This window comes from Paenibacillus sp. EB106-06-01-XG199 (assembly GCF_058791575.1).
The window spans coordinates 175,043-194,367 of sequence record NZ_JBYTDQ010000003.1; the positions used below are offsets into that span (position 1 = coordinate 175,043).

At 49.2% G+C, this 19,325-nt stretch carries 20 protein-coding genes; 8 read left to right on the top strand and 12 right to left on the bottom strand.

Features of this window, described 5'->3' with window-relative positions; translation table 11 throughout:
- Nucleotides 1-78: 78 nt before the first annotated feature.
- The 3 genes from AC3WT9_RS11570 to AC3WT9_RS11580 form a co-directional block, all read right to left on the bottom strand.
- On the bottom strand, nucleotides 79-918 hold the full coding sequence (locus AC3WT9_RS11570) for a carbohydrate ABC transporter permease (protein WP_038594650.1): 840 nt from the start codon (nucleotides 916-918) through the stop codon (nucleotides 79-81).
- Nucleotides 919-943: 25 nt separating this feature from the next.
- Nucleotides 944-1,882 carry a carbohydrate ABC transporter permease gene (locus AC3WT9_RS11575; RefSeq protein WP_341094640.1) on the bottom strand — a complete coding sequence of 313 codons (939 nt, stop codon included), beginning with the start codon at nucleotides 1,880-1,882 and terminating at the stop codon, nucleotides 944-946.
- A 109-nt stretch (nucleotides 1,883-1,991) separates the two neighbouring features.
- Nucleotides 1,992-2,351 (bottom strand): (2Fe-2S) ferredoxin domain-containing protein, encoded by a 360-nt coding sequence (locus AC3WT9_RS11580; protein WP_341094643.1) that lies wholly within the window; start codon nucleotides 2,349-2,351, stop codon nucleotides 1,992-1,994.
- A gap of 147 nt (nucleotides 2,352-2,498) precedes the next feature.
- On the opposite strand from AC3WT9_RS11580, the gene AC3WT9_RS11585 reads away from it, so the two are divergent.
- The 3 genes from AC3WT9_RS11585 to AC3WT9_RS11595 all read left to right on the top strand — a co-directional run bounded on the left by AC3WT9_RS11585 (nucleotide 2,499) and on the right by AC3WT9_RS11595 (nucleotide 5,603).
- Nucleotides 2,499-4,115, top strand: a complete 1,617-nt coding sequence (locus AC3WT9_RS11585; RefSeq protein WP_341379175.1) for an ABC transporter substrate-binding protein — start codon at nucleotides 2,499-2,501, stop codon at nucleotides 4,113-4,115.
- Between the two features lie 69 nt (nucleotides 4,116-4,184).
- The gene (locus AC3WT9_RS11590) at nucleotides 4,185-5,192 is read left to right on the top strand and encodes an ABC transporter substrate-binding protein (protein ID WP_341094647.1); all 1,008 of its coding nucleotides are present in this window, start codon (nucleotides 4,185-4,187) and stop codon (nucleotides 5,190-5,192) included.
- Nucleotides 5,193-5,375: 183 nt separating this feature from the next.
- Nucleotides 5,376-5,603, top strand: a complete 228-nt coding sequence (locus tag AC3WT9_RS11595) for a YczF family membrane protein (protein WP_341094648.1) — start codon at nucleotides 5,376-5,378, stop codon at nucleotides 5,601-5,603.
- Nucleotides 5,604-5,607: 4 nt separating this feature from the next.
- Here the strand turns inward: AC3WT9_RS11595 and AC3WT9_RS11600 are convergent, their stop codons facing one another.
- From AC3WT9_RS11600 to AC3WT9_RS11640, 9 genes are all read right to left on the bottom strand, one after another.
- Nucleotides 5,608-6,705 carry a GerAB/ArcD/ProY family transporter gene (locus tag AC3WT9_RS11600; protein WP_341094650.1) on the bottom strand — a complete coding sequence of 366 codons (1,098 nt, stop codon included), beginning with the start codon at nucleotides 6,703-6,705 and terminating at the stop codon, nucleotides 5,608-5,610.
- A gap of 16 nt (nucleotides 6,706-6,721) precedes the next feature.
- Nucleotides 6,722-7,930 carry a Ger(x)C family spore germination protein gene (locus tag AC3WT9_RS11605; protein ID WP_341094652.1) on the bottom strand — a complete coding sequence of 403 codons (1,209 nt, stop codon included), beginning with the start codon at nucleotides 7,928-7,930 and terminating at the stop codon, nucleotides 6,722-6,724.
- Nucleotides 7,920-9,491, bottom strand: coding sequence for a spore germination protein (locus AC3WT9_RS11610; RefSeq protein WP_341094654.1), 1,572 nt, complete (start codon nucleotides 9,489-9,491; stop codon nucleotides 7,920-7,922). Before AC3WT9_RS11610 ends, AC3WT9_RS11605 begins: the two co-directional genes overlap by 11 nt.
- A 196-nt stretch (nucleotides 9,492-9,687) precedes the next feature.
- Nucleotides 9,688-10,728: an NAD(P)/FAD-dependent oxidoreductase gene (locus tag AC3WT9_RS11615; RefSeq protein WP_341094656.1), complete on the bottom strand. Its 1,041-nt coding sequence runs from the start codon at nucleotides 10,726-10,728 to the stop codon at nucleotides 9,688-9,690.
- 47 nt (nucleotides 10,729-10,775) lie between these two features.
- On the bottom strand, nucleotides 10,776-11,810 hold the full coding sequence (locus AC3WT9_RS11620) for a FecCD family ABC transporter permease (RefSeq protein WP_341094657.1): 1,035 nt from the start codon (nucleotides 11,808-11,810) through the stop codon (nucleotides 10,776-10,778).
- Nucleotides 11,811-11,812: 2 nt separating this feature from the next.
- Nucleotides 11,813-12,871: a FecCD family ABC transporter permease gene (locus AC3WT9_RS11625; protein WP_341094659.1), complete on the bottom strand. Its 1,059-nt coding sequence runs from the start codon at nucleotides 12,869-12,871 to the stop codon at nucleotides 11,813-11,815.
- 212 nt (nucleotides 12,872-13,083) lie between these two features.
- Nucleotides 13,084-13,395, bottom strand: coding sequence for a hypothetical protein (locus AC3WT9_RS11630; protein WP_341094660.1), 312 nt, complete (start codon nucleotides 13,393-13,395; stop codon nucleotides 13,084-13,086).
- 110 nt (nucleotides 13,396-13,505) lie between these two features.
- Nucleotides 13,506-15,086 carry a sigma-70 family RNA polymerase sigma factor gene (locus AC3WT9_RS11635; protein WP_492407701.1) on the bottom strand — a complete coding sequence of 527 codons (1,581 nt, stop codon included), beginning with the start codon at nucleotides 15,084-15,086 and terminating at the stop codon, nucleotides 13,506-13,508.
- 176 nt (nucleotides 15,087-15,262) lie between these two features.
- The gene (locus AC3WT9_RS11640) at nucleotides 15,263-15,472 is read right to left on the bottom strand and encodes a hypothetical protein (protein ID WP_341094662.1); all 210 of its coding nucleotides are present in this window, start codon (nucleotides 15,470-15,472) and stop codon (nucleotides 15,263-15,265) included.
- 191 nt (nucleotides 15,473-15,663) lie between these two features.
- Between AC3WT9_RS11640 and AC3WT9_RS11645 the strand changes: the two genes are divergently transcribed.
- The 5 genes from AC3WT9_RS11645 to AC3WT9_RS11665 all read left to right on the top strand — a co-directional run bounded on the left by AC3WT9_RS11645 (nucleotide 15,664) and on the right by AC3WT9_RS11665 (nucleotide 19,255).
- Nucleotides 15,664-15,993: an RNA polymerase sigma factor gene (locus AC3WT9_RS11645; RefSeq protein WP_038594678.1), complete on the top strand. Its 330-nt coding sequence runs from the start codon at nucleotides 15,664-15,666 to the stop codon at nucleotides 15,991-15,993.
- The gene (locus tag AC3WT9_RS11650) at nucleotides 15,945-16,166 is read left to right on the top strand and encodes a hypothetical protein (RefSeq protein ID WP_076108951.1); all 222 of its coding nucleotides are present in this window, start codon (nucleotides 15,945-15,947) and stop codon (nucleotides 16,164-16,166) included. The genes AC3WT9_RS11645 and AC3WT9_RS11650 overlap by 49 nt, the downstream gene beginning before the upstream one ends.
- Nucleotides 16,167-16,409: 243 nt before the next feature.
- The gene (locus tag AC3WT9_RS11655; RefSeq protein ID WP_445745040.1) at nucleotides 16,410-18,077 is read left to right on the top strand and encodes a ribonuclease J; all 1,668 of its coding nucleotides are present in this window, start codon (nucleotides 16,410-16,412) and stop codon (nucleotides 18,075-18,077) included.
- Between the two features lie 94 nt (nucleotides 18,078-18,171).
- On the top strand, nucleotides 18,172-18,693 hold the full coding sequence (locus AC3WT9_RS11660; protein ID WP_342480229.1) for a DUF3231 family protein: 522 nt from the start codon (nucleotides 18,172-18,174) through the stop codon (nucleotides 18,691-18,693).
- A 61-nt stretch (nucleotides 18,694-18,754) separates the two neighbouring features.
- Entirely contained in the window at nucleotides 18,755-19,255 is a 501-nt protein-coding gene (locus tag AC3WT9_RS11665; protein ID WP_341094669.1) for a spore coat protein, read from the top strand.
- Nucleotides 19,256-19,325: the final 70 nt, after the last annotated feature.

The window sequence follows — 19,325 nt, forward strand, 5'->3', positions numbered from 1 at the left end:
TTTGACACATGAAACAATATTTACTTTTATTGAATTATTTTTACTTCTATTAAATATAGGAGAGTTCCCGCTTGCAGCTTACCCTTTAACACCGCCAAGAGCAATTCCTTCGATAACACTTTTTTGGCCAAGGATAAAGATAATAATGAGCGGAAGAATTGCCGACACTGCGGCCGCCATGATCAGGGAATAGAACTCTCCGCTCATGGAAGTGAATTTTTGAATAGCTATCGGAAGGGTCAGCAGCTTGTCGCTTCGGATAAAGATCAGCGGATTCTGATAATCATTCCAGGTCCAGATGAACCGGAGTATAGCATAAGTGGCCACAGCAGGCTTCACCAGCGGAAGTGCAATCGACCAGAAGATTCTGGGGTGGCCCGCACCGTCTATTTTAGCTGATTCAATGAACTCCTGGTGCAGTCCCATAAAGAACTGCCGCAGCATAAAGGTGCCAAGCACACTGAAACTGCCGAGCAGAATCAGTCCAAAATGGCTGTCAAACAGCCCGATATTACGGTACAGGATAAACTGCGGAATCAGGATCGCCTGTCCTGGAATCATATACGTCACGAGTACGATCATAAACAGGAAATTACTGGAGCGGAATTTGATCTTCGAAAAGCCGTAGGCGGCCATTGCCGAGACCAGACAGGACAACGCCGTCGTGATCAGCGCTACTTTAATCGAGTTCCAGTAATATAGAGTGAACGGGTAATCCCCGAACCAGACTTCCTTGTAATTCTCAATGGCATTCCACTTCTTGGGGAGCCACTGGATCGGGTAAGCAAACACTTCCGACTCTACTTTGAACGACGTTACCAGCATCCATATAAAAGGCAGCAGGAACAAAACACTTCCCGCAAACATTACAACCGTAATAATTACTTTGCGCCAGTCCAAGCCTGTGCGTATTTCCATAGTTTCTCTTCCCTCCCATGCCGCCCTAGTAATTAACCCATTTTTTCTCTGCCAGCCACTGGCCGAAAGTAATCAGCATCACGAAGATGAACAAGACCACAGCGATGGCCGACGCATAACCAACCTTCAGATTTACAAAAGCTGTATCGTATAAGTACCAGACCATCATTGTCGTTGAGCCGATAGGGCCGCCCTGCGTCAGGACAGCGATAATATCAAACACTTTAAAAGTGGCAATAATACCGGTTACAAGAAGAAAAAAGGTCGTTGGTGACAGCAGCGGGAAGGTGATCCGTCTGAATTTTGTCCAGGCGCCTGCTCCATCAATGTCAGCCGCCTCATACAGATCCTTCGGAATGGACTGCAGTCCGGCGATGTAAATAATCATATTGAAGCCGATGGAGATCCAGACAGAGATCATCATGATCGAGATCAACGCGAAATGCGGGTCGGCAATCCATTTCGGCGGGTCGGCAATTCCGATAGCCTTGAGCATTTCATTAATAGGTCCATAGGAGGGCTGGAACAGCACCTGCCATACGATGGCTACCGCTACGGTCATGGACACATAAGGAACGAAATAGGCGATTTTGAAATATCCCTTCATATACACATAACGGTCAATCAGAATCGCCAGCACCATCGACACCAGCAAATACACCGGCACCGTCAGCAGAAACAGAAAATTGTTGCGCACCGAACGGATGAACATCTCGTCCTGCAGCAGATTGGTGAAATTCTGCAGGCCTACCCATCGGATGCCGTCAAAGCCCTGAACAAAGTTCCAATCGGCAAATCCGAGGAATAACGTGGCGATGATCGGAATCAGCACCAGTATCGTCACCCCGACCAGCATCGGGCTTACGAACAGCAGTCCGGAAAGCGTCTCACCCTTTTGCAGCGACCAGGCTCTACGGCTGCGCACAGGCGGTTGTTGCGGTAAAGTTTCCAGGTTTTGTCCCATGTCTAACACCTCAATAGTTTCGTTATTGGTTGTGCGCTATTTATAAATTTAGTATAAAAAAAATACCGCCAGCGCTTTGACGGTATTTTGATCATATTGGATGTAATTTTTACTTCTTCTTTTTGCCCTTCGCATCTTTCTCGGTTGCTGCAATGAGCTCTCCATCGTAAGTATAAAGCACGTTGTCTTCCAGACGTTCGCCTTCCAGAACTTTGCGCACCAGCGCTTTGGCCGATTTGGGGGTAATCTCCTTATACCACACTCCTTTCGGATAGGAAATCACTACGCAGGCATCCGAGCATCTTCCGTTGCAGCGGGTAACCGTCGTATGAATCAGCCGTTCCGCGCCCTGCTTCTCGATCTCATCCTCAATTGCATCAGCCACCTCTTCACCCTTATGCTTTCTGCAGCTGCTCCCATTGCAGATCAGCAGATGGCTTACTGTTCCTTGCAAATTCCAGGTCGTCATGGAATGTCCCACCTCTTTCTGAACAATAATACCTTTACATGAATTCTTCTAAACTCTACCGATTGCCCGGACAATCGTCAATAGGGTGAAAGACTGCTATAATACAAATGAGAATGATTATCAAACATCAAAGGAGTGATTCTATCCATGCCTCTCCGGCAACCTGGCGAATCCCGCCCTCATCCCCATCCTTTCTACTACCCGGTACGCGTTGAAAATCTAGCCGGATTAGCCGCAAGCATTGCTCCCGGATCCTCCGGACACTTGTCTGTTATTGTAACCGGAGGCAGCGGAACTATCGATATTCAAGACGAACGCCTTAGCCTATCCGGCGGCAGTATGCTGTGCTGCAGTACACAATCCGGTGTTTCTCTAAGCCCGCAGCATCAGTTGCAGGGCGTATGGATTGAATACTCTACATTTCCGCTGCAGAGCAATGATACAAATCCCCTAAACGACAGGCACCCGTTGGGAAATTGCTCGACCAAGATTTGCACAATCGCAGCCCGCCTGCTGAGAGTCTGGGAGGGGAGCGAAATTCAGTCCCCTTTCACCGTACAGCAGGTATTCACCGAATTGCTGACCGAGCTTTATGGCGAAATCAGAGAGAATAGCCAATCCCCGGCGCATTGGCTTGACCGCGTGCTGGAATATATAGAAGCACATTATTCCGAGGATATCACAAGAAGTCAGATGGCCGAACAGGCAGGGGTTAGCCCGGAACACTTCTCGCGGGTCTTCCGCAAAGCTACCGGACAAACCTTCAATGAATATGTAACCCTGCAGCGCATCCGCAGAGCCCAGAAGCGTATGCTGACCGGTGCTCCGAATTTGTCTCAGCTCGCGCTGGAGGTCGGCTATGTTGAAGGGACCTACTTAAGCCGGAAATTCAAGCAGGTCGTTGGCATTTCTCCTGCAGCCTACCACCGTAAGAATAAAAGAATTGTGGCCCTCAATTTCAACCATACCGCAAGCCTGCGGGCTCTGGAGATTATGCCACAGCTTGGAGTGTATTCCGGGTGGATGGAACGTCATGAGGCGGTTCCTTCTGCGCTTAAGCTTCAGCTCGAAGGCAGCAGCGCGGCCATGCTCTATAACAGGGTTGCCGCTGTGCGCCCGGATGTCATCATCAGCTATGACCTTCCCGGAGAGAGTAAGCAGCTGCTGCCGGTAGCTCCAGTGATAGAGCTGCCTTACATGCAAATGGACTGGCGCGAGCAGTTTCGGATGATCGCCGGGATTGCAGACCGGCAGCCTCAGGCCGAAGCCTGGTTGAGACGTTATGATCAGCTGTGTTACGAAGCTAACCTGCAATTGGACCGGCTGCTTGGCACACGGGGCACAGCCGTCATTTGGGAGTTCGGCACGAGCAGCGCATACTGCTTCAGCAGCAGCTATGGCCATGGCTGCCAGATTTTATATGGCGATCTCGGCTTTCAGCCGCCCGGCGTCTTGATGGAGCACGGGCTGATGAACCGTGGCTATCTGGAAATACCGGCTGAGCATATAGCCGATTATCCGGCAGATCATATCTTTTTCACCAGCAGCGCTTCAACCGCTGAGGGTCAGCGGCGCTTCGAGACCCTGCTGCGCTCCGCCCGCTGGCAGGAGCTTGACGCAGCCCGCAGCGGGCATGTCTATCTACTCGATCAGCCGGACATGTTCTATGGGTTTGACCCCCTCTCTTCATTGGCTCAGCTAAAGACGCTCATGAGAACAATAAGATCACAAATTTCCATAGGACAAGATCACATTAAGCCATAGTGTTCACCCGCTGAAATCTGTAAAGTGTAATTGAGAATGATAATCGTTCTACATAAGGAGGCATATAAGTTGATTAACCGGCAACATAACAGCAACACCCGGAAGCGCTGGCTCGTCTACCCGCTGCTCTTGACCCTGACTCTTCTGGTCACAGCCTGTGGCAGCAACCAGAGCACTGGCTCTGCAACTAATTCAGGAAGTGCTGCCAAAGCTTTGGCACCTTCACAGCAGCCTGCAGAAACAACCGCACCGGCATCGTTCAAAACAGTGACAACTGGAAACGGTGATATTGAAATCCCCGTTCAGCCGAAGCGGATCGTTGCCGAGGAATATCTGGGCAGCCTGATAGCACTGGACACCATTCCCGTCGGCGCTCCTGGCCTGACGCTGCAAAATATGTATTTCAAGGAATCCCTTACAGGTGTAGCGGATACCGGAACCTACGGAAAGATGTCGCCCGAGAAAATCATCGCGCTGGATCCGGACCTGATTATCTCCGGCAATGCCGACAGCTATGAAGCTTTAAGCCAAATCGCGCCAACGGTCATTGTTCCTTACGGGGATCTAAAGGATGCTCATCAGGAACTGACCTATTTCGGTGAGCTGCTGGGCAAGGAACAGGAAGCAAAGGATTGGCTGGCCGAATACGACAAACGGATCGCCGCTGCTAAAGCTAAGGTAGATGCAGCCATTCCTGCAGATGCAACCTTCAGTATCCTGGAGCATTCGGATAAAAGCACCTGGGTCTACGGGGACAATTTTGGACGGGGCGGACAGCCGGTCTACCAGGCGTTGGGCCGTAAGCCTCCTACCGAGGTCGCCGCCGAGATCATGGAGAAGCAGTGGGCGGAATTATCAGCTGAGGTGCTAAACAAGTATGCAGGGGATTATCTCATCGTGACCGATAACAGCTACACCGTCCAGGACTTTAAAGATGATCCTGTTTGGGGCAGCCTCCCTGCAGTCAAAAACGATCATCTCTATGTATGGAAAGAGGAACGTTCGTGGTATTATGACCCCATTGCCGTATTGTCCCAGACTGAGGAATTGGCGGAATGGCTGACGAAAGGACAATAAGCACAAGCCGGAGATTAGCCTTGATTGGCTGGTCTGCCGGTTTTTTTATGGTCATCTTCTGCAGCGCGGAGTATACAAGAGGCACTCTGATTAACCCATCCAGAAATGGAGATAATACCTCTAGTCTACAGTTCCCGAAAGAGGATTACTTTTCAAACACTTGCCGCCAAGGAGGACAACCGGATGAAGGTTCTGTGTATCTATTTTCTGCTCGCTTTTTTAACATTTTCACTGTTGGTAGTTGTCGATCTGCTGTCAGGCACCAGCCTCGCGATGTCGGTGCATTCCTTCTATACCGTATTTATAACCACTCCCCTGCAGGAAGCGTTCATCATGGTTGTATTTGCTGCTCTGCCTATTGTTGCCGCAATTTCCCGCTTTATCAAACGGAACAGAGCTCCACAGAAATAATAATTTACCGGTACAGTCCGAATCTGCGCCGCAGCCTGTGTACAAGAAACAGCAGAATCGGGATGACAGCACACAGAAGAGGCAGGATATTCTTTAGAAAAACACTGCCTTCTTTCATATGAACAGGGTAATTCTCCGCACTGACAAACGAAGTGAACAATACCACAACCCCTACCGGGATGACCAGCCTGCGCGTATCCTTAACCTTGAATAAATCAGCCGCAATCATGACAGCTGCATAGCAATAAATCGACATTTTGAAAAACACCCCAATAATCAGGGTCAGGATGACAAACGCATCCAAGCGCTGAATAAAATTGGCCACATTGACAAGCGTAATGGTCGTAAACATCGGAAAGGTTGTGCGGCTGTAAATGTCTGTTCCAAGCACCGACATCTCAACAGCATGCGTGAAGCTGAGCAGAAATCCGCTTAAAAGAATAGCGGCGATTCCAGTCTTCCTGACCTTCCGCGTTTTGTTCAAATGGGGAAGTATCGTCGTGAAGCAGACAAGTTCGCCAAAAGGGAAAATCCATATGCTCGGGTAAGCGGAGCGCAATGCTTCCATCCATTCCCCGGCATGAATTGGAAACAGATTCTTGAACTTAGTCAGCCCCGCCGCAATAACTACAAAGTTGCAGAGCAAACCCATAAGGATGGTGATAAAAAAGTAGATCTCTGACGTTCTTGCGAACACCTCGATCCCCTTGTACAGGATATACATCACGGCGATTACCATAATCGCATTAATGATAAACACAGGCGTCCTGTCGTATGAAGCCGAGATGAGGAGGTCTCCTGCTTCCCGCAAATTCCGGGAGCCGTTATAGAGCAAAATGGGAAGAAACAGCAGACTCAACGGCCAGCCGATCCATTTGCCGAGAATTTGTTGTGTATAACCGCTGATAATCATATTGGGAAATTGAAGATACAAATCGACGTAAATCCAATATAGGAGAATCCCCCCGGGCAGAGCTATCAGGATCGACAGCCAGACGGCATGTCCGCTTTCCAGCCCAATGGGTACCACAATCGCCGTCCCCAGTTCAAACAGTACTATCATGGAAAATAATTGAATCGGCCCGATAACTTCTTTTCTCATGAATCTGCTCACCCATTCATTCTTTTTCTGGAGCCATGTAAGGCTTCAACCTCATCCCGGTGCTGCGGATATATGCTTCAACCTGAATATCCAATTCTCCTTGCGCAAAGGCGGTGCTCCATTCCTTCCCTACCTTGTCCCAGATTGCCGGATTAGTACGCTTCAGTTCATTGCCAAAACCAAAGATATCGGTTTGTGACGCTTGCGCGGTTCGTATAGCCAGCTCAACTTCCTCCTTGGTTTTCTCCTCCAGTTCGGCTTCCAGCTTCACAATTTCTTCCTTGAGGCCCAAATCCACATAGCTTCCCGTTTCATTTATAATACCTTCCTCACGAATACGCAGATGAAAGACCGGTACACCGTTCCTGACTTCAATCCTGACAGTGGTCTTCGAGTAGAACACATTGACGGCAATATCCTCATCTTTATCCCCAGAGGCAACGTCAATATTAGTTTCTCTGACTTTATTAAGCACCCATTGAGTGCCTCTCGCCGCAGGCCCGTCCATCCAATAAATCAGCTTATCGTCCTTAAAGACACCCAGTCCGCTCATTATTGTTCCTGCCTTCGTTTCTGATTGTTCGAGGCTGGATTTCTTCATTCCATCGGCTGGATCCCCGATAAGGCGCAGGCCGTTAATCGTCAAATCCCCTTCTCCCGTGATCCCGTTAATGATCTCAAAAACATTCATATTCCGGTTCTCTCCGTATACTCTGGAGGTATTTTGCATCTTTTTGACCACCCCCATGGAGGGCAGACTCTCCAGCGTCGTCAAAATCTTGAGCACAGATGCGGCATCTGAATTTCTGGAAATCAGCACAGGCGAGTTCAGGCGAAGTTCATGTGATCGTTCAAAAATATCGAACAAGCCTTCAATTCCGCTTCTGGCCAGCGATTCACCCACAACAACGAGCTGAGAATGGGCAAAAAACAGCTGACGCGTCGCCCGCTTGGAGGCTTTACGCAATGCCCCGAATACCGTTCGGTCGCTTGCAGAAATCACAGTAACCGCAGGCATTCCGTTCCCGGACCCCATACTTGTAGATGAAGCCGACGGATTAACCACCTGAAAGGTAACCCGGAACTCCCCATTGTTTGCCGTTAGATCAATTCCGATACCGCTCACAATGGCAAGGTCATTTAGTTCTCTGCTGTTCCAGCATCCTGTGAGGATCAGAGATAGGATCAGCCAAACCGACAGCAGAACCGGCATTTTAGTTCTCATTGTTATTTCCCTGCCGGTTCTGACCGCTCTGGCCGGCTTCAGTACTACTACGGTTGATCAAACGTTTGCGGGTCTTCATGAAATGCAAAGGTGTCCGTAATATGACGTCCTTCTGATCACCCGGTGCAAACGGAGCGATTGGGGAGAGATAAGGAACACCAAGGGAACGCAAGGAGCACATATGGGCAACCAGTATCAGGCTGACAATAGCTATGCCGTAAAGACCTATAAAAGCAGCAATAAACATGATAACAAAACGGAGTACGCGTATGGACAACGCCATATTAAAGGAAGGCGTGGCGAAGCTCGAGATCCCCGTTAATGAAACCACAATAACCATGGCGGGAGACACAATCCCGGCCTGAACAGCCGCCTGTCCCAGAACCAGCCCCCCAATAATCGAGACGGTTTGACCAATGGGAGAAGGCATCCGAATCCCGGCTTCACGGATGATCTCAAAGGTAATCTCCATCATCAGCGCCTCAACGAATGTAGGAAAAGGTACACCTTCCCGCTGTGAGGCCAGATTAATCAACAAGGGTGTAGGGATCATCTCCTGATGGAAATTTAGTGCTGCAACAAAAACGGCTGGACCAAATAAGGAAATCACCAGGCAGAGTAATCTTAGTAAACGGATTAATGTCGATATATCATACCGCTGATAGTAATCCTCAACTGTATGAAAAAACATAAGGAAGGTTGTAGGTGCGATCAGCACAAAAGGGGTCCCGTCCACAAACAAAGCTATTCTGCCTTCCAGCAGATTTCCGGCCACACTGTCCGGCCGTTCCGTATTGTATAACGTCGGAAAAGGAGAGAACCTGTTCTCTTCAATCATCTGCTCAATGTATCCCGATTCCAGAATAGAATCCACATGGATTTCCTGGAGCTTCTTCCTGAACTCCTGCAGTGTCTCTTCCGGGGCAAGTCCGTGAATATACATCATGGTGACATCAGTTTTGGTTACAGCCCCAAGGGTCATTGTCTCGATCCATAGATCAGGGCTTTTGATTCTCCTGCGCACAAGGGCGATATTCGTGCCAAGCGATTCCGTAAAGCTCTCCTTGGAGCCGCGAATGGCTACCTGGGTTGCGGCTTCCGTGACAGCTCTGCTTTCACCGCCGCTTGTACTTAGGCTGATGGCATCCTTCAGACCATGGAACAGCAATACCGTGTCTCCCGACATGAGGGCTTCTAGAAGACTATTGAGATCCTGAATGAGTTTTTCTTTACCGATAGTGAGCGCCTTTTCTTGCACATAGACGAATAAGTCTAAGATTGTCAGCTCAGCAGACTTCTCTTCGCTTTGAATTCCAAACGAAAAGGCATGGGTAATGAACTCTTCTACCCGTTCCTTGTCGATGATGCCGTTGATATATACTGCAGACATCTGGTTGGCATTATCTATTGTTTTGTACTCGCGTATAATGAGATCCGGGCTGTTTCCAAGTCTGGATCTAATCACTTTAACGTTATCGTCTAGGCTTAAGGAGAGCGGGGGGCTTGAAGTGCTGCCTTCATGCGCCCCGGCGGGCTTGGGTCCTGTGTTACGTTTAGCCATCTTCGGCACCTCCTGCCTTTTACTATTCGCCTGTCACTCTCCTTTTATGCAGGTTATGGAATGTGTGAGATGGCATGAGGCTTTCCAGCCGATGTCCTTCATTTCTGAATTTATCCATGCGGAAACTGAAAAGGCTGCCCCGCCGTAGATTCTTCTACTTTGGGACAGCCATATTTATCAATCATTATGCTGTATGCTAGTGTTCATCGCTTACGCCAAGCGCCTTGTTCTTTTCTTTGAAACGGTCATTATGCGAGGAGACATAGGCTGCTTTGGGTGCATCGGGATCCATATACAGCTTGGCACTGTTCAAGGCCAGAACGGCATCGGTAAAGGTGCCGGCAATCAGGCGGACCTTGCTGCTGTAATCCACAAAATCGCCTGCGGCGAAGATTCCTGGCAGATTCGTCTCCAGCCGTCCGCTGACATTGGCGCACCAGTCTCCCATATCGAGGCCCCATTCCTTGAGTGGCCCAAAATCGCTTTTTAAACCATGGTTCACAATTACCGCGTCCACCGCAAACTGCTCTGTTTCCCCGGATTCAATATGGCTGATCGTCACCTGATCGATCGTCTCTCCATTTCTGCTGTGCAGCTGGCTTACCGCAAAAGGCACTCGTACTTCTACGGAGGAAGCCTTCATCCGTGCGATGTTCTTCTCATGTCCGCCGAACTGCTCTCTGCGGTGCACAATGGTTACGCTGGCTGCGATACCTTCAAGTTCATTGGCCCAGTCTACTGCGGAGTCGCCACCGCCGGAGATCAGCACCGCTTTGCCGCGGAATGGCTCCAGCTCTTGCACCGTATAATGCAGATTCGTAACCTCGTAGCGGTCCGCGCCTTCAATTTCCAGCTTCGCCATCTGCAGAATACCATAGCCGATCGCCAGAATGATCGTACGCGTCCAGTGCTGTTCGCCTGTATCTGAAGTTAGAATATAGGTTCCGTCCTCCTGCCGCTCCTGAGCAATAATCTGCTGCCCCAGAATAATCGTCGGATCGAAGGTCCGGGCCTGCTCTTCCAGCTGTTTAATCAATTGGCCGCAGAGAATTGGGGTGACTCCACCCACATCCCAGATCATTTTCTCGGGATAGATGAGCATTCTCCCGCCAAGCTCTTCCTTGGCTTCAATCAGCTTTGTCTTCAAATCTCTCATGCCGCTATAAAATGCTGTATACATACCTGCGGGTCCCCCGCCAATGATCGTTACATCGTATAATTCCAGTTGATTACTCATTTATTTCCCTCCGTAAGTGTTTTTGGCTTGAGTATTTTTGGTCTCTATCAAGACTTCGTCCGGGTCAGCAAATAGAGAAAATAAGGTGCGCCTATTACAGCAACCACGATACCTGTTGGGATCTCCGAGGGCTGCAATATCCAGCGGCCGATCGTATCGGCAGTGATAACCAGCAGGGAACCAAGCAGCGCGGAAGCCGGAAGCATCAGCTGATGCTTCGGACCCACCAGACGTCTGGCTAAATGCGGGCCGACCAGGCCGACAAAACCGATCCCGCCGCTGACAGCGACACTAGAAGCTGCAAGTCCGACTGCGGCTGCGAGCAGCTTGAACTGCTCTCTGGTAACAGCGGCTCCAAGGCCGGTGGCTGTCTGCTCACCCAGATTAAGCACATTCATTACCCGGGCTTTGTAGATCACATAGGGCAGCAGAATCACAATCCAGGGGAGCAAGGAAAGCACAAATTTCCAGCTGGTGCCCCAGATGCTGCCAGCCAGCCAGGTAGCGACAAATTGATACTTATCAGGATCAAGCCGCAGCGTCAGCACAATCATTGCTGCGCTGATTCCGGCTGCAACTGCTACGCCGGTCAGAAGCAGGCGGATCGGAGATATCCCCTGATACCGCTTATAAGCAAGTACATAAATCAAAACCGCAGTCAGTCCCGCTCCGACAAAAGCAACGAGCGGCAGCAGGTATACCGGTGCAGCAGCCGTGGACGGATAAAAAGAAACCATCAGCATAACCATCAGACCGGCTCCGGCGTTGATGCCGAGAATGCCGGGATCAGCCAGGTCATTGCGGAAGACGCCTTGCATGACCGCTCCGGAAACGGCAAGTCCCGCTCCGATCAGAACGGAGATAACGATGCGCGGCAGACGGAAATCGAACAGGATCAGCTCCTGCTTGTCCGTACCTTTGCCGAGCAAAGTGTTCAGCAGTTCCATAGGAGTAAGTCGTATGTATCCTGTATTCACGCTGATAATAAACACGAGTACGATTAATGCGGATATCACAGCCAGAATGGTCAATCCGCGTCTGCGTCTGGCAGATTCATAGGATAAAGCTGTTGTTCTCTGCATAACTACAGCTCCCTTCTTTCTTTACGGGCCAAATACAGAAAGAAAGGCACACCGATTAGCGAAATGATAGCACCCAGGGGCACTTCTTGCGGCGGATTGATCATTCTGGCGGTCAGATCGGCAAATACAGCCAGCAGACTGCCCAGAATGGCGGAACAAGGGATAATCCACCTATAATCCACCCCTACAAGATAACGCGTCAGATGGGGAATGATCAGTCCAATAAAGCCCACTGCTCCAACTACTGCTACCGAGGAACCGGCAAGAATCAGCACGATTAATGCACCAGCCAATTTGACCAGACCCGTCCGTTGGCCGAGGCCTCTGGCGATATCCTCACCCAGGCTGAGCATAGAGATGGAGCGGGATAAGATGAGGGCTCCAATAATCGCCCCGCCGATCCAGGGAAACATGATCTTGAGCTGAATCCACTTCGTACCGGCTACGCCTCCTGCATACCAGAAAGCCAGATCTTGTCCAATCTGAAAATATAAAGCTACGCCTTCGCTGAGCGCAGAGAGCAGCGCACTGAAGGCCGCTCCGGCAAGTACCAGGCGGGCAGGAGTAAGGCCGCCCTTAGCCATGGACCCGATACCATACACAATTGCCGCCCCGGCTCCGGCTCCCACAAATGCATATAAAATCAGATACATGAACGGTAAATTCGGAAAGAATGCAAAGCAGAGTGCAAGCGCAAACCCCGCTCCAGAGTTTATGCCCATCAGCCCGGAATCCGCGAGCGGGTTGCGGGTCATCCCCTGCATAATCGCTCCTGCCACCGCAAAGCTGGCACCTACCATGGCCGCGCCGAGCACGCGCGGCAGCCGCAGCTCGCGGATAATTTGATGATCCGTAATATCCGGATTGAAGTGAAACACAGCGGTCCACACTACAGAAAAGTTAATGTCTTTGGCTCCGAACGAGACCGAAAGCGCAATGCCTAGTGCTAATGCAATCAGACCGCCGACCAATATCAGCGTTGCTGCCCATGGGCGTGAACGGAACTTCACCGGATCTCTCCCCTGGATTAGCCCTTTGCTGGCCGTTGCCTGTTGATTCATTAAAGTCACCCGTTTTCTATGAAATTGATTCTCATTATCATTGTAATATTGTAAATGAAAATGGCGTTGTTTGGCAATGGACAAATGAAAGCACAGCGCCCAAAAACCTCTAATTTCCGTTAAAATGACAAATTTTCACCCTAAATAATACAAAACCCCCGTTATCTCTCCTGATCATAGGACGGATAACGGAGATTTCCTGTACCTTGGGACTAGTCATTTTGCAGCGTGCCGCCAAATATTTTGCGGATGTATCCCTGCATTTTGCCGATATGAGGCACAAAAGTGCTTTTGTCATACACATAATTAGCCTGGGTCACAAGCTGTGAATAGATCAGGAATACAATGGCCGCCAGCTCCCTGTCGATCTGCCTTTCGTGCTCAATCAACACATAAACCTCTTCCAGAACGGCATACAGCCGCATAAATCCGGCCTCATTAATGATTTTTCTGCGCAAAGGTACAATGATTTCGGTTGCAAGGGCGTCTAACTGCATAATGATTGCACTCATCTTCCCGTCCATACACCAATCCCTCCTGCTGCAGTTGAATGGACACAGCTCTTATACAATCCTATGATTCATAGACTCTTTGCATGCCTCAGCGAATATCGGTGTCCGCTGCACTAAGGAGCTTACAATTCAGACCGGACCAAACCGCCGGATGAGCTGTCCCAGCGCCATGGAACGGCGTGACCCTCCAGATGCAGCCCGCCGTACCATTCGTCTAGGCCTTGAACCTCTACCCTGTCTGCTAACCCGTCAAGGATCTGCTCACCAAGCTCAGTGATGGCGACCCGGCGGCTCCAAAATTCCGGAATCTGCCGGAAATCCGTATTTGCCTCTGCTCCCTCTATAGTCAGCAGAGGCTGCCTGTTATACGCCAGAGTGTGCAGATAACGGCCAAAATCAAGATCACCCATGCCGAGCCGGTGCAGCTTGTCGGAAACCAGAGGGAACAGTTCCATCGGTGTAAGCGCGCCATGGCGGACAGCCTGAAGCGTAGTCTCTTCTACGATGCCCAGGCCGTTATGAACCGAAGGAAGCCTTGAGAGATGGGCTTTGAAAGCTTCATAGGCAAAAGGCAGCGCAGATGCCGAAAGTTCCCCCCTTCTCTCCTCCAGCAGATCAGCCATCGTTCCAGGATCGGGAGACGCATAGGCTTGCCAAAGGTCGCTGCCCAGTTCCAATTCTTTGCGTCCAATGCCCTGCCAGGTTCCAGACAATGTGCCAAGCTGCGCCGGAGTCAGCTGGCCAAGACCGTGAAACAGCTCAATCCCCGGAAATTCACCAATGCAGAGCAGGCTCAGCTTCGTACTGCCGAGCTTCTGTCCCTTGAACCAGTGCAGCAGATAAGCAAGCATGCTCTGATCGAACAGATCATGCTCAAACCACAGTACTACTTCATCATAACGTTTGAATTCGCCAAGCTTCGCCTCTTGTGCCTCACACCCTGCTATATACTCTGTAGAAGGAATGCCTAATGTCTTCTCCAGAACCCCGGCCCGCTGTATCCGTTCATCGGTGGCTGCCGGATTGACGAATATCGGACCCGCGGAATAGATTTCCCGCCAGACCAGCACCTCGCCCTGGACAATTCCCTGCTTCAGCATTTCACCCACACTGTCTCCGTTCACAATATGCAGCATATTTCTGCCTCCTTCATACAGATAGTTGAACATGGAGGCGAGATCGGCAACGGGAAGAGCTCCCTTCAGCTTACGCCGCCCATCATACAGCCGCTTCTTCAGCGCCGAAACCGGAATCCCCAGATAATCAGAGATCTCCTGAAGGGAATAACCATAATAATAAAACAGCTGCATGGGCACCCGCAGCTTCGCAGACAACGCCGCAACCGTTTTCTGCAGCAGCTGCTCCCCTTCTCTGCGCTCGGCAATTTCCGCAACGCCCGGTGACTTTTCCGAGATGTGCAGGGCGTCATCAAGAGGCAGCAATAGATGTCGTTTACCTCTCAGACTCCGCTGGCACTGCCTTACGACAATCGTCTTGAACCATCCCGGAAACGCAGCCGGCTCCTGCAGCTTTCCTAGATTCAAATAAGCTTCAATATACGCTTCCTGCACAACATCTTCAGCAAGATGTACATCTTTCAGCATGTCGTAAGCTACAGCATAAGCCATACCGCGAAAATGCCGCATTAACTGCGCGAACGCCTCCGAATTCTCTTGTTTTGCCTCTTCAACCCATTGCCGCATCACTTTCGATCCTCTTTTCACATGTTCTTAACTCTAGGTGCCTTCTTTGGGAAGAAAGGTTACAATTTTCTAAATCATATTATACGCTAACCTACCATCCATGATTAGCAGGTTTACAGTTCAAGGCAAAAAGCTTCCTCTTGTGGGAAGCTTTTTGTGCTGAAGCGATACGCTTGTCAAACTTGCTTAGATTTAGCACTTTTGAACTCTACTGCCTTTTCTGTGCCTTCCAGTGTTTGAATAGCCTGTGTGAGCTGATGAAGCGAAGCATCCAGTTTATCCAGCTTCTCCCCTACCGTTTCCAGTACATAACGAATCAGAATAAAGCAGAGTGTGACCGGAAAGCCCACATTAGTAATCAAGCTGACAACATCTGCAATTTCCATAAATCTCCCCTCCCTTCCTAAACCGACGTTTTAATTGAAGGGAAACTTCGGGCTTTGTTTTACAACCGATTCCATTAAATTGGAAAACGTGTATAATATATAGGAACACATGTTCCTTTTTTGGTTGTTATTTCCCTCTTAAAAGTTCCCTATATACATAAACGTTAAATAGTAGAAAGGGGAGTGTTGGTGTGCAGCAGAGTGAATATAACCGCTATAAAACCGAAATATACCGAATTGGCTGGAGGCTGCAATATCGGGCAAAGAAGATCAAGCGACAAGAGAACAGCTACGATGACAAGCTTGCCGTCCCTTCATTCACAGAATCTTCAGATAACAAAATCGCTGCGGAACAGCTAATCAGCATGCTGTCCCCATACGAGCGATCTATTTTACAAAAAATCTATTTGGAAGGCTTGACGGAAGCTGAAGTCGCTCGCCAACTCAATATCAGTCAACAGGGGGTGCACAAATGGAAAAGGAAGCTGATTCAGCGCCTATCCCAGATCGCGAATTTTTAAATTTGCTGAACGAGGTCAGAAACAAAGACCCCGAAGCCACACTTCAACTGATTGAGCTGTACAAGCCGGTCATTCTCCGGCTAAGTCAATTTATACATTTGCCGGCGGAAGATGTGACTTCCGAAATTATCGTAGAGTTCCTGGAATTAATCCATAGCGAAAAGCAAGTTTAATACACTTGGAATACGTTTACTAGATTATTCAACTGCACCATGTTCCTCACGAGCAGATTGCTGCAAAGGAAGGCTGTATTACGATTCATTTGGATCCTTTCAGACATAAAGTTGCGCTCTCCGTCATGTTACGGGGAACGCAGCTTTATTTTTGTTCTGTGTTGTCCTAACTCACCTGCCGAAACCATGGATAGTTATTAAAGACTCTAAACATAATATAGAGGATTCTAATAAGGAGGGAATATAAAAATGTCAGAAAAAAGGTTATCGATTGCAGCCTTAGGTGGTGTTCATGAAATTGGTAAGAACATGTATTTCCTGCAATACGCAGATGACATTCTTGTCATCGATTGCGGCTCTAAATTCCCGGACGAAAGTCTGCTTGGCATTGACCTTATCATTCCAGATGTATCTTATTTATTAAATAATGTCGACAAGTTAAGAGCACTGATTGTGACTCATGGGCATGAGGACCACATTGGAGGGATTCCCTACCTGCTCAAACAATTAGATATCCCCATCTATGCGTCCCGTCTGACACTGGGATTAATTGAGAACAAGCTTAAGGAACATCGTCTGCTCCGCCAGACCAGCCTGCATTGCATTGATGCCGAGTCGAGCCTCACCTTCGGTTCCATTACGACAACCTTTTTTAGTACCAATCACAGCATTCCTGATTGTCTCGGTGTCGTCTTTGATACTCCTGAAGGAACGGTTGTCCATACGGGCGACTTCAAGTTCGATATGACGCCTGTCAATAAACAATATCCGGACATACATAAAATGGCCGAAATCGGTAAAAACGGTGTTAAAATTCTGCTCTCCGAGAGTACGAATGCCGAACGCCCTGGATTCACGCCGTCTGAAAAGCTTGTAGGCGCCCATATGGAGGAAGCTTTTCAAAAAGCAGACCGCAGAATATTTGTCTCCACTTTCGCCTCCAATGTGCACCGCCTGCAGCAAATTGTTGATGCCTCTATCCTTACCGGACGTAAGCTTGCTTTGCTTGGCCGAAGCATGGTGAACGTAGTCTCCGTATCCCAGGAGCTGGGTTATTTGAGCATCCCGGAAGGGATGCTGGTGGAACCTGCAGAAGCTGCGAAGCTTCCTCCAGAGCAGATAGCGGTCCTCTGCACAGGCAGTCAAGGTGAGCCCATGGCAGCATTGTCCCGTTTGGCTAACTCCAGCCATAGGCTGATGGAAATCGGAGCCGGGGATACCGTTCTTCTCGCTGCCAATCCGATCCCGGGCAATGAGCGCAATGTATCCAGGATTGTTGATAATCTATACATGCTTGGCGCACGGGTCATCTACGGATCGAAGAGCGAGCTTCATGTATCCGGACATGGCAGCCAGGAGGAATTGAAGCTGATGCTTACCCTAATGAAGCCTGAATACTTTATTCCGATTCATGGAGAATACCGCATGCTTCATCATCATAGCCTCTTGGCAGAAGCAGTCGGAGTTAAGGAGGACAACATATTTATCTTGAAAAACGGCGAGGTCGTTGAATCGCTGGAAGGGGTTGTCCGTCAATCGGGACGGGTTACCGCCGGTCAAATATTTGTGGATGGCCTGGGAATCGGCGACATCGGCAATGTGGTCTTGCGGGACCGCCGCCAATTGTCTGCCGATGGTGTGTTAATCACTGTCATTACCCTTAGCCAAACGGATGGCCGGATGCTGAGCGCCCCTGACACGATATCCCGCGGCTTTATTTATGTACGGAATTCAGACAAGCTAATGGAAGAAATCAATCAGTTTATTGCAGCAACTCTGGAGAAAATGAGCAAAGGGGATCTGGGCCAATGGAATATTATGAAGCAGACGCTCAAAGATGCCTTGAGCAAATATCTGTACGACAAAACAAAACGCCGTCCGATGATTCTTCCGATCATTATTGAAGTGTAATTGTGATTCCATCGGCCATGTGAAATCTGCAATAGTTCGGTGTATTAATGGGTATGCTACATTTGATCAAATTTAAAAGTAAAGGAGCTTGTTTATGACTGGAATTTTAGGCGGGAACCCCAAAGAAGAGCCGATGCATTATGGAGAGATCTTTAGCGTGTGGCAAGCCTCAATGGCAGCGAAAGGGGCACTCTCCTGTTACCGGGCCTATACGTATCATGCCGGTGATAATGATCTCAAAAAAGTATTAGCCGCATTAATTAATCAAGCCGAGCTGGAAATCAGCGAGTGCGATACGCTGCTGTCTGATAACGGTATTGCTTCAGCACCGGTAATGCCAAGTAGACCCGAAGCCAAGCTTGAGGATATTCCTGTAGGTGCCCGATTCACAGATCCGGAGATTGCTGCCAAGATTGCTGCTGATAACGCAGCCGGGTTGGTTGCCTGCAGTCAGGTTATGGGACAATCTATCAGAGAAGATATCGGTGCCTTATTCGCCAAATATCACCTAACCAAAGCAGCTATAGGCGTTAAAATTCTGCATCTGAACAAGAAAAAGGGCTGGTTGATTCCTCCGCCTCTTCAAGTAAAAAGACCAGAAACTGTTAAGGCTTAACTCACTCACAATAAAGTCCTCTCCTGAATAGGCTAACACATACTATTTGGGAGGGATTAGATTGTATACTTACGAACCGCAAAGACAGCACCAACATCTGGCCTGGCATGAAACTCTCGAACTACATGAGCTGACGGCATACCAGAGCAACCAGCTGATTCATTTCAAGATGGTTATTGGTGATGTGAAGGATTCCCAGCTTCACGCCTTGTATTCCGAGGCTATCCAAAGTGTGGAACAGAATTTGCAGGAACTGCTTCAGTATTTCCCGCTCGCTCCGCAAGGAACCAGAAACAGCGGCAAGGGAATCGACCTCACTGCTTTCTATGCCGGTCAGCTGTTGGGTTTCGCTAAGACAGCGGTACGCAGTTATGCGATTGGAATTACTGAAACGGCTACACCGAAGCTCAGGGAAACCCTGCAGAAGCAATTGAATGCAGCGATCCTACTACATGGGAAGGTGTTCTACTTTATGCTGGAACGCGGCCTTTATCCTGCATATGATCTTCCCAAGCTCCTCTCAAACGATGTAGCCACGGCAAACAATGCATTATCTCTGTAGTGAGTCAGAATGTTCGAAGGCCCGCAATCCTGTTGCGGGCCTTCGTTTTGTTGTCCTACAAACGGCTTTC